The sequence below is a fragment of the Pseudomonas rossensis genome (assembly GCF_039888995.1).
GTDB lineage: Bacteria > Pseudomonadota > Gammaproteobacteria > Pseudomonadales > Pseudomonadaceae > Aquipseudomonas > Aquipseudomonas rossensis.
In genome coordinates this window covers 63,935-80,551 of record NZ_JBBWCB010000005.1, presented here as the reverse complement: position 1 = coordinate 80,551, position 16,617 = coordinate 63,935, and the positions used below count along the sequence as shown (strand labels likewise).

General features: G+C 59.0%; 16 protein-coding genes and 1 pseudogene. 12 read left to right on the top strand and 5 right to left on the bottom strand.

All coding sequences use genetic code 11. From position 1 onward, the window contains the following. Positions 1-16: 16 nt before the first annotated feature. Positions 17-355, bottom strand: a complete 339-nt coding sequence (locus tag WLY71_RS03120) for a hypothetical protein (protein ID WP_347802460.1) — start codon at positions 353-355, stop codon at positions 17-19. A gap of 126 nt (positions 356-481) precedes the next feature. Here WLY71_RS03120 and WLY71_RS03115 point away from each other — a divergent pair, with 126 nt between their 5' ends. Further along, the gene (locus WLY71_RS03115) at positions 482-946 is read left to right on the top strand and encodes an Lrp/AsnC family transcriptional regulator (RefSeq protein ID WP_046045137.1); all 465 of its coding nucleotides are present in this window, start codon (positions 482-484) and stop codon (positions 944-946) included. Between the two features lie 96 nt (positions 947-1,042). On the opposite strand, the gene WLY71_RS03110 is transcribed toward WLY71_RS03115, so the two are convergent. Next, a complete protein-coding gene (locus tag WLY71_RS03110; protein WP_347802459.1) occupies positions 1,043-2,410 on the bottom strand; it encodes a CYTH domain-containing protein in 1,368 nt (455 codons plus the stop codon). Between the two features lie 158 nt (positions 2,411-2,568). On the opposite strand from WLY71_RS03110, the gene argE reads away from it, so the two are divergent. Next, on the top strand, positions 2,569-3,735 hold the full coding sequence (argE, locus tag WLY71_RS03105; RefSeq protein WP_347802458.1) for an acetylornithine deacetylase: 1,167 nt from the start codon (positions 2,569-2,571) through the stop codon (positions 3,733-3,735). 229 nt (positions 3,736-3,964) lie between these two features. Beyond that, on the top strand, positions 3,965-5,263 hold the full coding sequence (gene argA / locus WLY71_RS03100) for an amino-acid N-acetyltransferase (RefSeq protein WP_347802457.1): 1,299 nt from the start codon (positions 3,965-3,967) through the stop codon (positions 5,261-5,263). 111 nt (positions 5,264-5,374) lie between these two features. Here argA and tauA read toward each other — a convergent pair whose 3' ends face one another. Beyond that, complete coding sequence (tauA, locus tag WLY71_RS03095) at positions 5,375-6,364, bottom strand: taurine ABC transporter substrate-binding protein (protein WP_347802456.1); 990 nt, start codon at positions 6,362-6,364, stop codon at positions 5,375-5,377. 349 nt (positions 6,365-6,713) lie between these two features. Between tauA and WLY71_RS03090 the strand changes: the two genes are divergently transcribed. The 9 genes and pseudogenes from WLY71_RS03090 (at position 6,714) to WLY71_RS03050 (ending at position 15,067) form a co-directional block, all read left to right on the top strand. Further along, on the top strand, positions 6,714-8,051 hold the full coding sequence (locus WLY71_RS03090) for an OprD family outer membrane porin (RefSeq protein ID WP_347802455.1): 1,338 nt from the start codon (positions 6,714-6,716) through the stop codon (positions 8,049-8,051). Positions 8,052-8,403: 352 nt separating this feature from the next. Beyond that, the gene (locus tag WLY71_RS03085; RefSeq protein ID WP_347802454.1) at positions 8,404-9,747 is read left to right on the top strand and encodes an OprD family porin; all 1,344 of its coding nucleotides are present in this window, start codon (positions 8,404-8,406) and stop codon (positions 9,745-9,747) included. A 294-nt stretch (positions 9,748-10,041) separates the two neighbouring features. Beyond that, positions 10,042-10,680, top strand: a complete 639-nt coding sequence (locus WLY71_RS03080; RefSeq protein WP_129440176.1) for a peroxiredoxin — start codon at positions 10,042-10,044, stop codon at positions 10,678-10,680. Positions 10,681-11,013: 333 nt separating this feature from the next. Continuing rightward, entirely contained in the window at positions 11,014-11,607 is a 594-nt protein-coding gene (gene ssuE, locus WLY71_RS03075; protein WP_008150435.1) for an NADPH-dependent FMN reductase, read from the top strand. A 90-nt stretch (positions 11,608-11,697) separates the two neighbouring features. After that, positions 11,698-12,663: a sulfonate ABC transporter substrate-binding protein gene (locus tag WLY71_RS03070; RefSeq protein ID WP_347802453.1), complete on the top strand. Its 966-nt coding sequence runs from the start codon at positions 11,698-11,700 to the stop codon at positions 12,661-12,663. Between the two features lie 121 nt (positions 12,664-12,784). Further along, positions 12,785-13,225: pseudogene (locus tag WLY71_RS03065) on the top strand (LLM class oxidoreductase); the annotation flags it as partial. An 8-nt stretch (positions 13,226-13,233) separates the two neighbouring features. Further along, positions 13,234-14,016 (top strand): aliphatic sulfonate ABC transporter permease SsuC, encoded by a 783-nt coding sequence (gene ssuC / locus WLY71_RS03060; protein ID WP_008150441.1) that lies wholly within the window; start codon positions 13,234-13,236, stop codon positions 14,014-14,016. Then, positions 14,013-14,819 (top strand): aliphatic sulfonates ABC transporter ATP-binding protein, encoded by an 807-nt coding sequence (gene ssuB, locus WLY71_RS03055; RefSeq protein ID WP_123368564.1) that lies wholly within the window; start codon positions 14,013-14,015, stop codon positions 14,817-14,819. The genes ssuC and ssuB overlap by 4 nt, the downstream gene beginning before the upstream one ends. 32 nt (positions 14,820-14,851) lie before the next feature. Further along, positions 14,852-15,067: a TOBE domain-containing protein gene (locus WLY71_RS03050; protein ID WP_003229256.1), complete on the top strand. Its 216-nt coding sequence runs from the start codon at positions 14,852-14,854 to the stop codon at positions 15,065-15,067. Positions 15,068-15,130: 63 nt separating this feature from the next. Here WLY71_RS03050 and WLY71_RS03045 read toward each other — a convergent pair whose 3' ends face one another. Both WLY71_RS03045 and WLY71_RS03040 read right to left on the bottom strand, forming a co-directional pair. Continuing rightward, a complete protein-coding gene (locus WLY71_RS03045; protein WP_347802451.1) occupies positions 15,131-15,895 on the bottom strand; it encodes a hypothetical protein in 765 nt (254 codons plus the stop codon). Between the two features lie 15 nt (positions 15,896-15,910). Further along, positions 15,911-16,543, bottom strand: coding sequence for a TetR/AcrR family transcriptional regulator (locus WLY71_RS03040; protein WP_347802450.1), 633 nt, complete (start codon positions 16,541-16,543; stop codon positions 15,911-15,913). Positions 16,544-16,617 lie beyond the last annotated feature (74 nt).

The window sequence follows — 16,617 nt, the reverse complement described above, 5'->3', positions numbered from 1 at the left end:
GCCGTGTCGAGTTTTTTCAGCCCGCCGCCTGAGCCGGTTCATCCCACGCGCAATCAGCTGCTTGCAGCTCAACCGAACAGACGCTGATCAGGTTACGTAATTTTTCCGCGATCACTTGGGCGCGGTGCCAGCTCAGGCCGTCTATCACGATGTCGATCGACAACAGATCGTCCATTCGCTGCACGTTGACCTGTTGCGGCGTCAGAAACTGCAAAGCAAACAGGTTGAGCGCCCGGCACAGCAGGTCCGGTTCGGCCTCGGCCACCAGTTGGTAATGAACACGGCAGTGGGCGTTGCTGACGTTCCAGACATCGGCGCGGGGGTGCGGGGTGTTCACGGCTTCTAGATGCGGCATGGTCGTTCTCCAAAATCACTGGAGGAATTTTTACATTAGGTGTCGGGCATTTCTTATCTATGATTGAGCTTACTGGCGATTATTTGAATTGCTTGATTCGTTAAGTTATCAATCAAAGGTTTTTTTATGCATAGCGAGCTGGATGGCTACGACCGCAAGATTCTGGCGTTGCTGCAAGAGGACGCTTCGCTCTCCAGCGCGCAAATCGCCGAGCAGGTCGGGCTGTCGCAGTCGCCGTGCTGGCGACGGATACAGCGGATGAAGGAGGAGGGGATTATTCGCGGGCAGGTAACCTTGCTCGATCGGAAGAAAATCGGTCTGAACACGCAGATCTTCGCTGAAATCAAACTCAACGCTCACGGGCGTTCGAACTTCACCGAATTCACCGAGGCGATTCGCGGCTTTCCCGAAGTGCTGGAGTGTTATGTGCTGATGGGGTCGGTGGATTTCTTGCTGCGGATTGTGACGGCGGACATCGAGGCGTATGAGCGGTTTTTCTTCGAGAAGCTGTCGATGGTGCCGGGGATTCAGGAGGTGAACTCGATCGTGGCGTTGTCGGAAATAAAGTCCACGACGAGTTTGCCGGTCTGATGTTTTCGGTGAAAGTTCGGGCCTCTTCGCGAGCAGGCTCGCTCCCACAGGGGAACGCATTCCAATGTGGGAGCGAGCCTGCTCGCGAAGGCGGTGTCACATACGCAGAAGCATCTTCCACGAACGATTCTGATACACCGCAATCGCCTGCTGCTTGCGCGCATCCAGCGATTCATCGGTGATCGGCTCGTTCGCCAATTGAGCAAGCTGTTTCAGCTCACCGTACAAGCGATCCATTTCCGGGATGTCCAGCACGCTGCGGGCGTGGTGCAGCCAGGCCTGGATGCGCTCGATGCGCGGCAGTTGCTCGGCCAGGTCTTCCGGCTGTTGCTGATAACGCTGCAGTTGCAGGGAAGTCGCTTCCTCGCCCAGCAAACGCGGCAACCAACTGCCCAATTGTGCAGCGCCCTGGCGGTTGCCACGGACGTTGCGATCGGCCGCCCAGGTGCGGGCCAGCAACCAGCGCGAAGTGTTCAGCGAGAACAAGCCCCAACGCGGATCTTCCAGTTCTTCGAGGAACTGCTCCGGCGCGGCTTTGCGCACGTCTTCGTCGTCGACACCGGCTTGCACCAGCGGACGCCAGTCTTCGAGCAAGGCATCCAGCGCGACGCGCAGATCGTGCGTCGACTGACGTGGCGCGGCTTGACCCAGGCTGCTCAGCAGCGCGCGCAATTCAGCCAGGTTTTCGACCCAGTCCTGCAACAGGCGCCAGTGACCATTGAAGCGATACTGCTCGGCCAGGCGCTGGCTGCTGCTCAGCAAGTGCCAGCTCAGCGCGGCGAACGCGTCGTCCAGCGGCGTTTCCGCGGTGATCTGCGGCGCCGGCAGGCTCAACGAATAGCTGTTGGCGTCGTACAAGCGATAACCGCGCTCGGCCTTGCTGATGTCACACGGCATCAGGGCCAGGGTCGCGGCCAGTTCGGCGGCCAGTTCCAGCAGAGCGGCCGGCTCGCCTTCGCGCAGTTCCAGCTCCAGCTCGCAGATTTCTTCTTTCTGCTTGCCCACGATCACGTGACCCAGATCCAGTGCGGCTTCGATCACCACTTTGGTCTTGCCACGGCCCCAGGCGATTTCCGCGCGTTCGCGGACGAAATCGGTAGTGAAAATCGGCTTCAGGGTTTTCTTGTCCAGCTCGGCCAACTCTTCAGGCCAGCATTCGCCGTCGAGTTTCTTCACGTCGAGCTTGGCTTTGGGCAGGTTCCAGTCGTATTCGTTACGCTCGGACAAACCGGCGACGCTCTGGCCGCGGGTCTTGAGGGTCTGAATCACTTCTTCGCCATCGCGGCGCAGGCGCAGGGCAACCTTGGCGCGGGCCAGGTCGCGCTCAGGCGTGTCGAAGTACTGGTTCATCAACTCACGGCGTTCCCAGCCACTTTTGTTGCGTTTTTTCAGGAGCGGGTGCTCGCGCAGGGCAGCGAGAGTTTCTCGGCTGACGCGGAGTTTGATTTCGGTTTCTTTCTGCATGGCCGGAAAATCCAGGATCGGGAGCGCAGCCGGGGGGAATGTGTGGCTGCCAAGGTCGTGCAGTGTACAGGACTCATCCCTCCTACGCGCCGCGACGGTTTATTCCTGTCGCCAGATGGTTCTATGATGGAGTTCAAATCGGGAGTTGGGAGTCAGCGATGCTTTTGCCGTCCATGAAAGATCAATTCGCTGCGCTGATCGCTGCGCCGTCCGTCAGCTGCACCCAACCCAGCCTCGATCAATCCAACCGTCCAGTGATTGACCTGTTGGCAACGTGGCTCGGTGATTTGGGTTTTTCCTGTGATATCCAGCAGGTCAGCCCCGGTAAATTCAATCTGCTGGCCAGTTTCGGTTCCGGCCCTGGTGGCCTGGTGCTGGCCGGTCACAGCGATACGGTGCCGTTCGATGGCGCGCTGTGGCAGACCGATCCGCTGAAGCTGACGGAAGTCGACGGCCGCTGGGTGGGTCTGGGCAGCTGCGACATGAAGGGCTTTTTCGCGCTGGCCATCGAAGCCGTCATACCTCTGCTCGATCAGCCGTTCAAGCAACCGCTGCTGATCCTCGCCACCTGCGATGAAGAAAGCTCGATGTCCGGCGCTCGCGCCCTGGCCGAAGCCGGGCGTCCGCTGGGTCGTGCGGCGGTGATCGGCGAGCCGACCGGGCTGAAGCCGATCCGCATGCACAAAGGCATCATGATGGAGCGCATCGACATCCTCGGCCAGAGCGGCCACTCCTCGGATCCACGCCTTGGCCACAGCGCCCTCGAAGCCATGCACGACGCCATCGGTGAACTGCGCGGTTTGCGCCTGTTGTGGCAGCGTGAGTTCCGTAATCCACAATTCAGCGTGCCGACGCCGACCCTGAACTTCGGCTGCATCCATGGCGGCGATAACCCCAACCGTATTTGCGGTCAGTGTTCGCTGGAGTTTGATCTGCGCCCGTTGCCGGGCATGGACCCCAATGCCCTGCGCGCGGAGATTCTGCAGAAGCTCAAGCCTATTGCCAAGTGGCATCAGGTGAAGATCGATTACGCGCCGCTGTTCCCCGAAGTGCCGCCGTTCGAGCAGGCCGAGGATGCAGAATTGGTCCGGGTCGCGGAAAAGCTCACCGGCCATCGTGCCGAAGCAGTGGCGTTTGGCACCGAAGCGCCTTATCTTCAGCGTCTTGGCTGCGAAACCCTGGTGCTCGGCCCTGGCGACATCGCCTGTGCGCACCAACCGGGGGAATACCTCGAAATGTCACGTTTGCAGCCTACGGTGCATCTATTACGTCAACTGATTGAACATTACTGCCTGACGCCGGCCAAAACGGCGATGCCAGTGTAGGAGCTGCCGAAGGCTGCGATCTATTGATCTTGCTTCTAAAAACAAAGATCAAAAGATCGCAGCCTTCGGCAGCTCCTACAGGGAGCGCGTATAAATTGCCGGTGTTTTAACCCGTATTCATGAGGAGAGCGCGCGTGTCGCCAAGCCTGTTCCGACGATAACCATCAGCCCGCTGTGCGTTTTCTGTTTCGCCCATTTTTTGGCTGCTATTTATTACAGGCCCAGGTTCATGCCCGAATACGTTAATTGGCTTCGTCACGCTTCGCCTTACATCAACGCCCACCGCGATTGCACCTTCGTCGTCATGCTGCCCGGCGACGGCGTGGAGCACCCGAACTTCGGCAATATCGTCCACGACCTGGTGCTGTTGCACAGCCTCGGCGTGCGACTGGTGCTGGTTCACGGTTCCCGTCCGCAAATTGAAACCCGCCTGGCTGCGCGCGGCCTGACCCCGCATTACCACCACGGGATGCGCATCACCGATGCCGCAACGCTGGAGTGTGTGATCGATGCGGTCGGCCAGCTGCGTATCGCCATCGAAGCGCGGCTGTCCATGGACATGGCTTCATCGCCGATGCAGGGCTCGCGTCTGCGGGTGGCCAGCGGCAACCTGGTGACCGCACGGCCAATCGGCGTGCTCGAAGGCGTCGACTATCACCACACCGGCGAAGTGCGTCGGGTCGACCGCAAGGGCATCAATCGCCTGCTGGATGAGCGCTCTATCGTGCTGTTGTCGCCACTGGGTTACTCGCCGACCGGTGAGATTTTCAACCTCGCCTGCGAAGACGTCGCCACCCGAGCCGCCATCGATCTGGGGGCGGACAAGTTGCTGTTGTTCGGCGCCGACCTGGGTCTGATCGATGAATACGGTCGTCTGGTTCGTGAGTTGCGTCCGCAACAAGTGCCGGCGCATCTGCAGCGTCTGGGCAGCAACTATCAGGCTGAGCTGTTGGATGCGGCCGCTGAGGCCTGTCGCGGCGGTGTGGCTCGCAGTCATATCGTCAGCTACGCCGAAGACGGCGCGCTGCTGACCGAACTGTTCACCCGTGACGGTGGCGGTACGCTGGTGGCCCAGGAGCAATTCGAGATTGTGCGCGAAGCGGCGATCGAAGACGTCGGTGGTTTGCTGGATTTGATCAGCCCGCTGGAAGAGCAGGGCATTCTGGTGCGGCGTTCCCGCGAGGTGCTGGAGCGTGAGATCGAGCAGTTCAGTGTGGTCGAACGCGAAGGCATGATCATCGCGTGTGCGGCGCTGTATCAGATTGCTGATTCGGATGCGGGGGAGTTGGCGTGTCTGGCGGTGAACCCGGAATACCGCCATGGCGGTCGTGGAGATGAACTGCTGGAGCGCATCGAAACCCGCGCCCGGGCGCAGGGGCTGAAAACCTTGTTCGTGCTGACGACCCGGACCGCTCACTGGTTTCGCGAGCGTGGGTTTGTGCCGAGCAGCGTAGAGCGTCTGCCATCAGCGCGGGCGTCGCTGTACAACTATCAGCGTAATTCGAAGATCTTCGAAAAAACCTTGTAACCGCAGGGCCCCCATCGCGAGCAAGCTCGCTCCCACAGTGGTTTTGTAAACGCCAAAGATCCCTGTGGGAGCGAGCTTGCTCGCGATCGGCTGCGCAGCAGCCGTCAGCAATCATTGGGTGACAAACTTCACACTGACATACGGCGAATAATCCGGCAGCACCGTCTCAACCTTCCCTTGTTCCTTCAAGAACTTCGCCGTCTCGCCAATCGCTTTGGCCGTGCCGCCGTCCAGCAGCGCGGTGGTCTGTTGGGCTTTAGCATCCGGGAACGTAGAACCGGCCAGCAACTCCGGCACATCGACGGCATTGGCACCGGTCAGTTTGGCGATTTTTTGCACCGGCACCGAGTCAGCAGTCCAGCTGTCCTTATGCGCGGCATAGTCGGCGAACGAGTCCAGCGTGACCTTGGCGAATTTGGCCACAACCTCTGGGTGCTTCTCGGCGTAATCCTTGCGCGCGACCCAGACCTCGAAGGTCGGAGCACCCCATTGGCCGACCTGTGCAGCGTCGGTCAAAGTCTTGCCAGTCTTGCGAATTTCCCCCAGGGCGGGTGACCAGACAAACGCACCATCGATGTCACCACGCTTCCACGCCGTCGCGATTTCCGCCGGTTGCAAATTCACCACTTTGACTTTCGAGGCATCCAGGCCCCAGTGCTTCAACGCACCCAGCAAACTGTAGTGGGAGGTTGAAACGAAGGGTGTGGCGATGGTCTTGCCGATCAGATCTTCCGGTTTATCGATGCCGCTGCCGTTACGCACCACCAGTGCTTCAGCGGCGTTGATTTGAGCGGAAACAATGAACGCAACGATCGGCAGATTGCGCGAAGCAGCGGCTGCCAGCGGACTTGAACCGAGGTTGCCAATCTGCACGTCGCCGGAAGCAATGGCAGTAACCACTTCCGGGCCGCTATTGAAACGACGCCAGTCAATTTTTTGGCCGATGGTTTTCTCGTACAGTCCGTCTGCCTGGGGGACTTTGCTGGGGTCGATACCGGTTTGATAACCGACCGTGAGGTTCGCCGCCTGGGCGCTAAAAGAAATTATTAGCGATACACAAACTGTAACAATTGGGCCGGATAGTGCGCGTTTGGTCGTCATGGCGCTGCCTTTCGATAGGGATTGATCGTGAATGCATCAAAGCTAATCGATCTAAAAAAAGTCTCACAAATACCACTTAGGAATTAGCTTATGAGCCGGCGCCCGTGTCCCGGCTTAAGGGGTAGTGCGGAGCTAAATTCCTAAACGGTATGAAAAAAAATTGGGTGATTCTTTTTGGGTTTATGGCCCGCCAAGGAACGAATTTATTGGGGGTTAGACCATGGTCGTAGACACACATAGTTACGATTGACTTGTGAGTCACGGTCTGGCGCTAATCGCGGATCTTAGGAGCCTGGGCATACGTCCCGGGTCCAGGAACACAAGAATTAGAAACGAGAGGAGCGAAACAATGAACAAGTCCACCTTGGCTCTGGGCGTGGCTGTTGCCGTCGGGGTTTTAGCGCAGCAGGCAGGCGCCGCCGGTTTCATCGAAGACAGCAAGGCTTCCGTCAGTTCTCGCACCATGTATTACAACGACGATAACCGCGATTCCGGTGGCACGGATCAGAGAGAGACCGCTGAAGGCCTCAAGTTCGATTATCTGTCCGGTTTCACCCAAGGTACGGTCGGCTTCGGTATCGACGCCCAGGCCCTTGTGGGTATCCATCTGGACGGCGGCAAAGGTCACCACCCAGCAAATAACAACACGTTCTTCCCAAGCGACACCGATGGTTCGGCTGTGGACGAGTGGAGCCGTGCGGCGGCTAACGTCAAGGCCCGCTTCTCGAAGACCGAAGCCCACCTGGGTGGCGCTCTGCAACCGAACATGCCGATCCTGGTAGCGAACGACAGCCGCCTGCTGCCACAGACCTTTGACGGTGGCACCATCACCTCGAAGGAAATCGACAACGTGACCTTTAACCTGGGTCAGTTGGAGCACTCGGCGGGTCGCGCCTCTTCAAACTCCACCGGCCTGGCCGTGGCTGGCGGTACTCAGGACAGCAACCAGTTCCGTTACGCCGGTGCTGACTGGAAGGTCACCAAGGACCTCACCCTGCAGTACTACCACTCGAATCTGAAGGATTACTACAAGCAGGACTTCCTTGGTCTGATTCACGTTTTCCCGATCGACGCCAAACAGTCCTTCAAGACAGACCTGCGCTATTTTGACAGCGGCTCCGATGGCAAGAACGGCGACGCCGGTTACCGCTTCAACAACAACGGTGGTTTCGCCAAGACCCCGGGCGAGGTCGATAACAAGACCTGGAGCGCCATGTTCACCTACACCTTGGGTGGTAACGCCTTCCTGCTTGGTCACCAACGCGTCAATGATGACGGCGGTTTCGTCTACCTGAACCAAAACAACGTTGTTGACGGCAATGGTCGTCCGGAAGGTAACGGTGGTACCAGCTTCTACCTGTTCACCGATGCCATGATCAACGGTTTTGTCCGTGCAGGTGAAAACACCACGTTCGGTCAATACACCTACGATTTCGCCGCTGCGGGTGTGCCGGGTCTGAAAGCGTCCGTGGCTTACTTGAAGGGCGAAAATATCAAATCCGCAACAGGTGGCAGCGATGCGTCCGAGTGGGAGCGCGACATGCGGGTGGACTACACCATTCAGCAGGGCGCGCTCAAAGGCTTAGGCGCAACGGTGCGTCATGGCGTCTACCGTGGCGACGCAGCCGGCCTTGCCGACAAGGACCAGACCCGTCTGATCTTCAACTACACCTACAGCTTCCTGTAAAACCCGTTAGAAAAAGCCTCGCCTGCTAGCGAGGCTTTTTTTGTGTGTTTCATTATTCCAAGTAGAGCTTACTTAGTAATTTTTTATTCTTTTTGGCTTTTAGGCCAAACGCCTAAAGTGGGTGGCTTATGAGCCGATACCTTGTGTCCCGACTCAGGGGAATAGCGCGAAGCTATATTCCTGAATGGCATGAAAAATAATGAAATAATTCTTTTTGTGTTTATTATGCGGGCCAAAATCACAGGGGTCAGGCCATCGCCGTAGTCACACGGTCTGGCACTAACCGAGCATTTCAGGATCCAGGGCATTCGACCCAGGACCTCAAGAATTAGAAACGATAGGAGCGAAACAAATGAACAAGTCCACCTTGGCCCTGGCTGTGGCCGTAGGGGTTATGGCGCAGCAGGCAGGCGCCGCCGGTTTCATCGAAGACAGCAAGGCTACATTGGGGCTGCGTAACTTCTACATCAACACCGATAACCGTAGCGGTACTAACGATCCAAGCAGAAACGAAGAATGGGGCCAAGGCTTCGACCTGCGCTTCATCTCCGGCTACACCCAAGGCACCGTCGGCTTCGGTATCGATGCTATCGGCCTGCTGGGTGTACGTCTGGATTCGGGCGGCGGCACTAATGGCAACGTTAACGGCAATGGCACCCCTGGTCCCGCTTATGGCGGCACCGTTTTCCCAAGCGAATCCAACGGCGAAGCGGTGGATAACTTTTCCAGCCTGGGCCTGACTGCCAAAGCCAAGATTTCCCAGACCGAACTGAAGTTGGGCACCCTGCAGCCAAAACTGCCGGTGATCGTGACCAACGACGGTCGTCTGCTTCCACAAACTTTCCAGGGCGGTCAGATCACTTCGGGCGAGATCAAGGACCTGACACTGATCGGTGGTCAGATCGAGCACGTCAAAGGCCGTAACTCCAGCAACAATGAACAAATGTCTATCGGCGGCGCTTCCGCGCGTACCGCCAACAGCAACAAGCTCATCTACGCCGGTGGCGACTACAAGATCACCAAAGACCTGACTGCCCAGTACTACTACGGCAATCTGGAAGACTTCTACAAGCAACACTTCCTGGGTCTGGTGCACAACTGGTCGATCGGTCCGGGCGTGTTGAAGTCTGACCTGCGTTATTTCAACAGCTCCGATGACGGTCTGAACAGCAACACTCCGGCCTATTACAGCAACGGTAACTACAACAGCACCGGCACCGGTAAAGGTAAGGTCGACAACAACCTGTATAGCGGCCTGTTCCTGTATACCGTTGCCGGCCACACCTTCGGTGGCGGCTATCAGGTCAGCAACGGCAGCAGCGACTTCCCTTGGTTGAACCAGGGTGACGGCTCGTCGGCTTACCTGACTACCGACAGCCAGATCGCCAAGTTCGCCCGTGCCGGCGAACGTACCTGGCAGGCACGCTACTCGTATGACTTCGCCAAGGTTGGCGTGCCTGGCTTGACCGCCGGTATGGTTTACTTGCATGGCGACGACATCGATACCCGTTCCCCAGCAAGCACTGGCAGCTCCGAATGGGAACGCGATCTGACTGTTGGTTATGTCGTACCGGAAGGCCCGTTGAAAAACGTTGGCCTGATGTGGAAAAACGCTACATGGCGCACCAACATCCCGGGCCAACGCGACCAGGACGAAAACCGCCTGATCGTCAGCTACTCGATTCCGCTGTTGTAATAGCGCTCGCGTAACCGACGTAAAAAAAGCCCCGCCCGGCATCTCGCCGGGCGGGGCTTTTGCGTTTTCAAGTCAGGCTCACCCCGTAAACCTTCCTCGAAATTTCCCTCTTTGTGCAGCAACTCAAGGCCTTCTCGAACCTTGTGGGTGATAGTCGTCCCGACCGCGGGCGAGGTCCAGTGAACACATTTTTAATATTCATTTACGATCTAAACAAATCGATATTTATTCTTTTTAATGAATAAGAAATGCAGGCACAGTTGACCTCAACAAGCACTCACCAGGAGCAGCACCATGAGCCTCAGACTGGGCGATATCGCCCCCGACTTTGAACAGGATTCCAGCGCCGGCACCCTCCGTTTCCACGAATGGCTGGGCGATAGCTGGGGCGTGCTGTTTTCCCACCCGGCGGACTTCACCCCGGTGTGCACCACCGAGTTGGGCTTCACTGCCAAGCTAAAGGACGAGTTTGCGCAGCGCGGTGTGAAAGCCATTGCCCTGTCCGTGGACCCGGTGGACTCGCACCACAAATGGATCGAAGACATCAACGAAACCCAGAACACCCTCGTCAACTTCCCCATCCTTGCCGATGCCGACCGCAAGGTCTCGGACCTCTACGACCTGATCCATCCCAACGCCAACGACACCCTGACCGTGCGTTCGCTGTTCGTGATCGACCCGAACAAAAAGGTTCGGCTGACCATCACCTACCCGGCGAGCACCGGGCGTAACTTCCATGAAATTCTGCGAGTGATCGACTCGCTGCAGCTCACCGACAACTACAAGGTGGCCACCCCGGCCAACTGGCAGGACGGTGATGAAGTAGTGATCGTGCCGTCGCTCAAGGACGAAGACGAAATAAAGAAACGCTTTCCCAAGGGCTATCGCGCGGTGAAGCCGTACCTGCGCCTGACGCCACAGCCGAACAGATAAACCTCCAGCACCTGCGGTGAGGCTGAAATCGCTATCGCGAGCAAGCTCGCTCCCACAGGTACAGCGCGCTCTAATGTGGGAGCGAGCTTGCTCGCGATGACGGCCGGCCAGGCGCCGCAGAATCCAGATTGAACCGTATCCACAAAGCAGGGGATTTCAGGCCGTTTTTACGGCCTATTTTTTACCCGGAGAAAGGCATCTCGCATAGATCTACAAAGCATAACCAAATGAATAAATATGATTTATGGATATAACAATCACCTGTTAAGGTCACTTCCATCAAAGCGAGATCGCAAACCGCGAATCGCCAACACCGCTCAAGGAATCGTCTGAATGCTGGTCGTCTCACTCGGTGGCAGTCCCAGCCAACGCTCCCGTTCCGGGGTGCTGCTGGAGCGCTCCCAACGCTGGTTGCAGGAGCAAGGTGTGGAAGTGGTGAGTTACCAGGTGCGGGACTTCCCGGCCGAAGACTTGCTGCATGCACGCTTCGACAGCCCGAAGGTCATCGACCTGCTGCAGCAGATTGAAAACGCCGATGGCCTGCTGATCGCTACACCGGTGTACAAGGCGTCGTTCTCCGGCGCATTGAAAACCGTGCTGGACCTGCTGCCCGAGCGCGCCCTGGCCCACAAGGTGGTTTTGCCAATGGCCACCGGTGGCAGCATCGCTCACATGTTGGCGGTGGATTACGCGCTCAAGCCGGTGCTGTCGGCGTTGAAAGCCCAGGAAATGCTTCACGGGATTTTCGCCGTAGACAGCCAGATCGCTTACGGCGAAGGCAGCGTCCAGGCGCAGTTGGCACCGGAGCTGGAAGAAAGACTGAATGAATCACTGGAGCTGTTTTTCAGCGCCATGGCCCGACGGCCCAAGCCGATCGATCCGAACCTGTTGAATGAACGTTTGCTGAGTGCTCGCTGGAGTATTTAAGCCTCAATCGAATTTGATGTACTCCACCTTACTGGCCCGCTAACGGGCAAGCAGGTGCAGCCAAAACCCAACTGCAAAAAGGAGAGCGCCATGCGCACTGTCATTTTGCGTCGTGGTCTGGTCGCTCTGTTTGCTGCGGCTGTGTCCTTCGGCGTTATTTCTCAAGCACAAGCCGAGACGTTGCGAATCGGCTATCAAAAATACGGCACCCTGGTGCTGCTCAAAGCCAAAGGCACTTTGGAAAGACGCCTCGCCGCCCAAGGCGTGGACGTGCAATGGACTGAATTCCCCGGCGGCCCGCAACTGCTCGAAGGCCTGAACGTCGGCTCCATCGACTTCGGCGTTACGGGTGAAACGCCACCCGTATTCGCTCAAGCCGCCGGCGCCGATCTGCTCTACGTCGCCTACGAACCACCAGCGCCTCACAGCGAAGCGATCCTGGTGCCGAAGGACTCGCCGATCAAATCGGTGCAGGACCTCAAGGGCAAGAAAGTCGTCCTGAACAAAGGCTCCAACGTTCACTACTTGCTGGTCCGCGCACTGGAAGACGCCGGCCTCAAATACACCGACATCCAGACCGTATTCCTCCCGCCGGCCGATGCCCGCGCCGCGTTCGAGCGTGGCAGCGTCGATGCCTGGGTGATCTGGGACCCGTACCAGGCTGCCGCCGAACAGCAACTGCAAGCACGCACGTTGCGTGATGGCCAAGGCATCGTCGACAACCATCAGTTCTACCTCGCGACCAAGCCTTATGCGCAGAAAAATCCTGAGGTGATCAAGACCCTCGTGGAAGAAGTGCGTGCGGTCGGCGAATGGTCCAAGGCCAATCCCGAAGACGTGACTAAACAAGTCTCGCCACTGCTCGGCCTGCCGGCAGATATCACCCTGACTTCGGTAAAACGCCAAGGCTATGGCGCGTTGTTCCTCACGCCTGAAGTGGTCGCCGCGCAACAGAAAATCGCCGACAGCTTCTACCAGCTCAAGCTGATTCCAAAGCCGCTGAGCATCAAAGACGTGATCTGGACGCCTCCGGCGGCCGTTGCCAAAGCTCAGTAATTCGAATCCCTAAGGAGACCACTCCATGAGCCTCAATATCTTCTGGTTCCTGCCCACCCACGGCGACGGCCATTACCTCGGCACCGCCGAAGGCGCTCGCGCCGTCGACCACGGTTATCTGCAACAAGTTGCGCAAGCGGCGGATCGGCTGATCTCTCACCTGGACGACGACACCATCGCTCGCGCTCAAGCTTCTCTGGCGCGCTTCGACTCGGTCGGTCAGCAACGCATGGCCGCGCTGCATGGCGGCAGCCGTGACAACCTGGAAGTCAGCCCCAACCTGTGGGCCGGTGTCGGTCTGGTGCGCGGCGGTGCCGGCACAGCGTTGGTGGGCGATGGTCCGACCGTGGCCGCCCGCGTGAAGGAATACGCGGACCTGGGCATCGATACGTTCATCTTCTCCGGTTATCCACACCTGGAAGAGTCGTACCGCGTCGCCGAATTGCTGTTCCCGCACCTCGATATCGAGCGCCCGGAATTGCCGAAAAGTGCCGGTTACGTCAGCCCGTTTGGTGAGATGGTCGCCAACGACATCCTCCCCAAAGCCGCGTCGCAGAGCTGAGGCGCGCCATGAAGAAACTTATCCATAACCTTGCGCCCTGGGCGTTGCCGGTGTTGCTGCTGGCGGTGTGGCAGTTGTCGGTGTCGGCGGGCTGGTTGTCGACACGGATTCTGCCGGCGCCAATCGCCGTCATCGAAGCCGGCGTCAGCCTGGTGCGCAGCGGTGAAATCTGGACTCACCTGGCGATCAGCGGCTGGCGTGCGGCGCTGGGCTTCGCCATCGGTGGCAGCATCGGTCTGACCCTGGGCTTCATCACCGGCCTGTCGAAATGGGGCGAGCGCCTGCTCGACAGTTCGGTGCAGATGATCCGCAACGTGCCGCACCTGGCGCTGATTCCACTGGTGATCCTGTGGTTCGGCATCGATGAGTCGGCGAAGATTTTCCTGGTGGCATTGGGCACGTTGTTCCCGATCTACCTCAACACCTATCACGGCATCCGCAACGTTGATCCGGCACTGGTGGAAATGTCCCGCAGTTATGGCTTGTCCGGCTTCAGCCTGTTCCGTCAGGTGATTCTGCCGGGGGCGCTGCCTTCGATTCTGGTCGGCGTGCGGTTCGCGCTGGGCTTCATGTGGCTGACGTTGATCGTCGCGGAAACCATTTCCGCCAGCTCCGGCATCGGCTACCTGGCGATGAATGCCCGGGAGTTCCTGCAAACCGACGTGGTGGTACTGGCGATTCTTTTGTACGCCGTGCTCGGCAAACTCGCCGACCTCGCGGCCCGTGGACTTGAACGCGTGTGGTTGCGCTGGCACCCGGCCTATCAGGTTGTTAAAGGAGGTGCGGCATGACGGCTCAACAACCTCCACGCCTGCTGCGCGGGATTCCGCTGGCGGTGCGCAAACTGCAAAAAACCTTTGGCTCGCGGCAAGTGCTGCGTGAGATCGATCTGCACATCCCGGCCGGTCAGTTTGTCGCCGTGGTCGGTCGTAGCGGTTGCGGCAAAAGTACCTTGCTGCGCTTGCTCGCCGGTCTCGACAAACCCACGGGCGGTGAACTGCTCGCGGGTTCCGCGCCGCTCAGTGAGGCGCGGGAAGACACCCGATTGATGTTCCAGGAAGCGCGTTTGTTGCCCTGGAAAAAGGTCATCGACAACGTCGGCCTCGGGCTCAAGGGCAACTGGCGGCCACAAGCGCTGGAAGCGTTGGAGTCGGTCGGTCTGGCCGACCGCGCCAATGAATGGCCCGCCGCCTTGTCCGGCGGCCAGAAGCAACGTGTGGCCCTGGCCCGCGCGCTGATCCATCAACCGCGGTTGCTGTTGCTGGACGAACCGCTGGGCGCGCTGGATGCACTGACCCGAATTGAAATGCAGCAGCTGATCGAACGGCTCTGGCAGAAGCACGGTTTCACCGTGTTGCTGGTCACCCACGACGTCAGTGAAGCGGTGGCGATTGCCGATCGGGTGATCCTGATCGAAGAGGGCGAAGTCGGCCTCGACCTCCACGTTGAGTTGCCGCGCCCTCGGGTTCGCGGCTCTCATCGGCTGGCGGCGCTGGAAACCGAAGTCCTCAATCGCGTGCTGGCGTTGCCCGGCGAACCGCCGGCACCGGAACCTGTTTCACCATTGCCCACGCAATTGCGTTGGGCTCAATAACTCAAGCCTTATCCACGACAGGAATCAACATCATGACAATCAAAGCCATCAACGTTCGCAACCAGTTCAAAGGCTCCATCAAGGAAATCGTACTCGGCGACGTGCTATCCGAAATCGACGTACAGACCGCTTCCGGCATCGTCACCTCGGTGATCACCACTCGCTCGGTGAAAGAGCTGGAACTGGTGGTCGGCAGCGAAGTGATCGCGTTTGTGAAATCCACCGAGGTGTCGATCGCCAAGTTGTAAGCGCGTGCATTGCGCACAACCCCGAAGGGTGTGAACCCTTCGGGGTTTTTTATGCGCGGGTGTTCAGGGCTCGGGGGCGCAGCGCCAACCGACGGCGGGCGCGTAGGAGCCGAGTGAAGACAGCAGGCGTGGGTCGCTGAATAGCTCGCTGGCGTTGGGATCAATGTCTGCCGGCAACAGTGGCTGGCCGGTCAGCATGGGCAGTGTGGAGTAGTCGATGTGCCACGGCGATTGTCCGGCGTGGTGACGGCCGAAAGAGAGTTCGCAGGCAAGCTGCGGCTGAGCGGTGGCCGAGTCGATGTGTTCGCGCAAATGACCACCGGGTTCCAGCGCGACAACCCGGCTGGCGGCGAACAGAAAGTAGTCACCGGCCAGCACCAGGCAGGCAACACGCGTTGGATCATCGACCGCCTGCAACCACTGACCGCGACAGGTGCCGCGAGAGTCCGGCAGCCGCTCCCAGATCTCGTAGTAGCTGTCGTCCAGGGCGGTTTCGATCAGGCGTTCGCTGGTTTCAAAATGCATGCGCCCGATGTCTTCTTCGGCGCTGACGGGCTGGTAGTCGAGTTTGCGATGCCACTGGCAAATGTCGCCGTCGACCTGGGTTACGCCGGCGAAGCCTTTTTGCTCGCTCAGGGTCAGCAAATCAGCGTGATTCAGTTGTTCCAGCGGCAAGGCCGGAAGCGGGGCAGGCGGGATGCGCAGGTCGGCAAACAAGCGCGGGGTTTGCAACCAGTACACGGCCGTTTCGCTGTCGACGCGCCCCGACTGGAATTTGATCAGGCGTCGTTGCCACACGCCAAGGTAGTTGTCTGGAACGTGTGCCATGAATACCTCGTTGCGTTATGCGTCGCGCTTGGACAGGTAGGGCGGCAAATACAGACCCAGATAGGCGTCGAATACCCGCATGCCTTCTTCGGCCATGCGTGGGGTGATCTGTCCGTGTTGTTGCACCGAGCGTGCATAGACGCGGTCGCCGAGCTCCATGGCCAGGGCAAACACATCGACATCGGTCGGAAGCTTCGGCAATTCGAAGTGATGATCGAAGAGTTTGTGCATCAAGTCGCCGAGTTCGATGTCGTGCTGACGGTCGGCCTGGGTGACCTCGGTCAAACCGTGCTGGGCAAGAATGAGCTGGCGGGCGGCGGCGTCTTCGCTGTAGATCGCGAGCATGCGTTGTTCCACCAGTCGCGACAGATCGCGCCAGCCGTTGAGGGCGTCATGGTCGATGGGGGCTTGCAGGCAGGCACGGAACGCAGCGTGGACGTCGGCCGTCAGGGCTTCGAGCAGCGCCGGGACGCTGGCGAAGAAGTGGTAGACGGAGGAGGGCGGGATCTCCGCGCGTTCAGCGACGCTGTAGATCGACAGGCTGGCCACGCCCTCGGCAGCCAGCAGCGTGCGGGCGGCATCGAGTATCGAATCGATCCGGGCCTGGCTGCGAGCGCGGGGTTTGCGTGGGGTGGCGAGTCGGGTCATTGGTGTCTCCTGCGGGGCAGCGGGCATTGTACGAGCAGGTATCTATGTTGTCTGCCAGGACGCCATCGCGAGCA

Coding starts and splice junctions, on each gene's coding strand:
- WLY71_RS03120 (WP_347802460.1), bottom strand. CDS start 355: ATGCCGCATCTAGAAGCCGTGAACACCCCGCACCCCCGCGCCGATGTC.
- WLY71_RS03115 (WP_046045137.1), top strand. CDS start 482: ATGCATAGCGAGCTGGATGGCTACGACCGCAAGATTCTGGCGTTGCTG.
- WLY71_RS03110 (WP_347802459.1), bottom strand. CDS start 2,410: ATGCAGAAAGAAACCGAAATCAAACTCCGCGTCAGCCGAGAAACTCTC.
- argE (WP_347802458.1), top strand. CDS start 2,569: ATGCTTTTGCCGTCCATGAAAGATCAATTCGCTGCGCTGATCGCTGCG.
- argA (WP_347802457.1), top strand. CDS start 3,965: ATGCCCGAATACGTTAATTGGCTTCGTCACGCTTCGCCTTACATCAAC.
- tauA (WP_347802456.1), bottom strand. CDS start 6,364: ATGACGACCAAACGCGCACTATCCGGCCCAATTGTTACAGTTTGTGTA.
- WLY71_RS03090 (WP_347802455.1), top strand. CDS start 6,714: ATGAACAAGTCCACCTTGGCTCTGGGCGTGGCTGTTGCCGTCGGGGTT.
- WLY71_RS03085 (WP_347802454.1), top strand. CDS start 8,404: ATGAACAAGTCCACCTTGGCCCTGGCTGTGGCCGTAGGGGTTATGGCG.
- WLY71_RS03080 (WP_129440176.1), top strand. CDS start 10,042: ATGAGCCTCAGACTGGGCGATATCGCCCCCGACTTTGAACAGGATTCC.
- ssuE (WP_008150435.1), top strand. CDS start 11,014: ATGCTGGTCGTCTCACTCGGTGGCAGTCCCAGCCAACGCTCCCGTTCC.
- WLY71_RS03070 (WP_347802453.1), top strand. CDS start 11,698: ATGCGCACTGTCATTTTGCGTCGTGGTCTGGTCGCTCTGTTTGCTGCG.
- ssuC (WP_008150441.1), top strand. CDS start 13,234: ATGAAGAAACTTATCCATAACCTTGCGCCCTGGGCGTTGCCGGTGTTG.
- ssuB (WP_123368564.1), top strand. CDS start 14,013: ATGACGGCTCAACAACCTCCACGCCTGCTGCGCGGGATTCCGCTGGCG.
- WLY71_RS03050 (WP_003229256.1), top strand. CDS start 14,852: ATGACAATCAAAGCCATCAACGTTCGCAACCAGTTCAAAGGCTCCATC.
- WLY71_RS03045 (WP_347802451.1), bottom strand. CDS start 15,895: ATGGCACACGTTCCAGACAACTACCTTGGCGTGTGGCAACGACGCCTG.
- WLY71_RS03040 (WP_347802450.1), bottom strand. CDS start 16,543: ATGACCCGACTCGCCACCCCACGCAAACCCCGCGCTCGCAGCCAGGCC.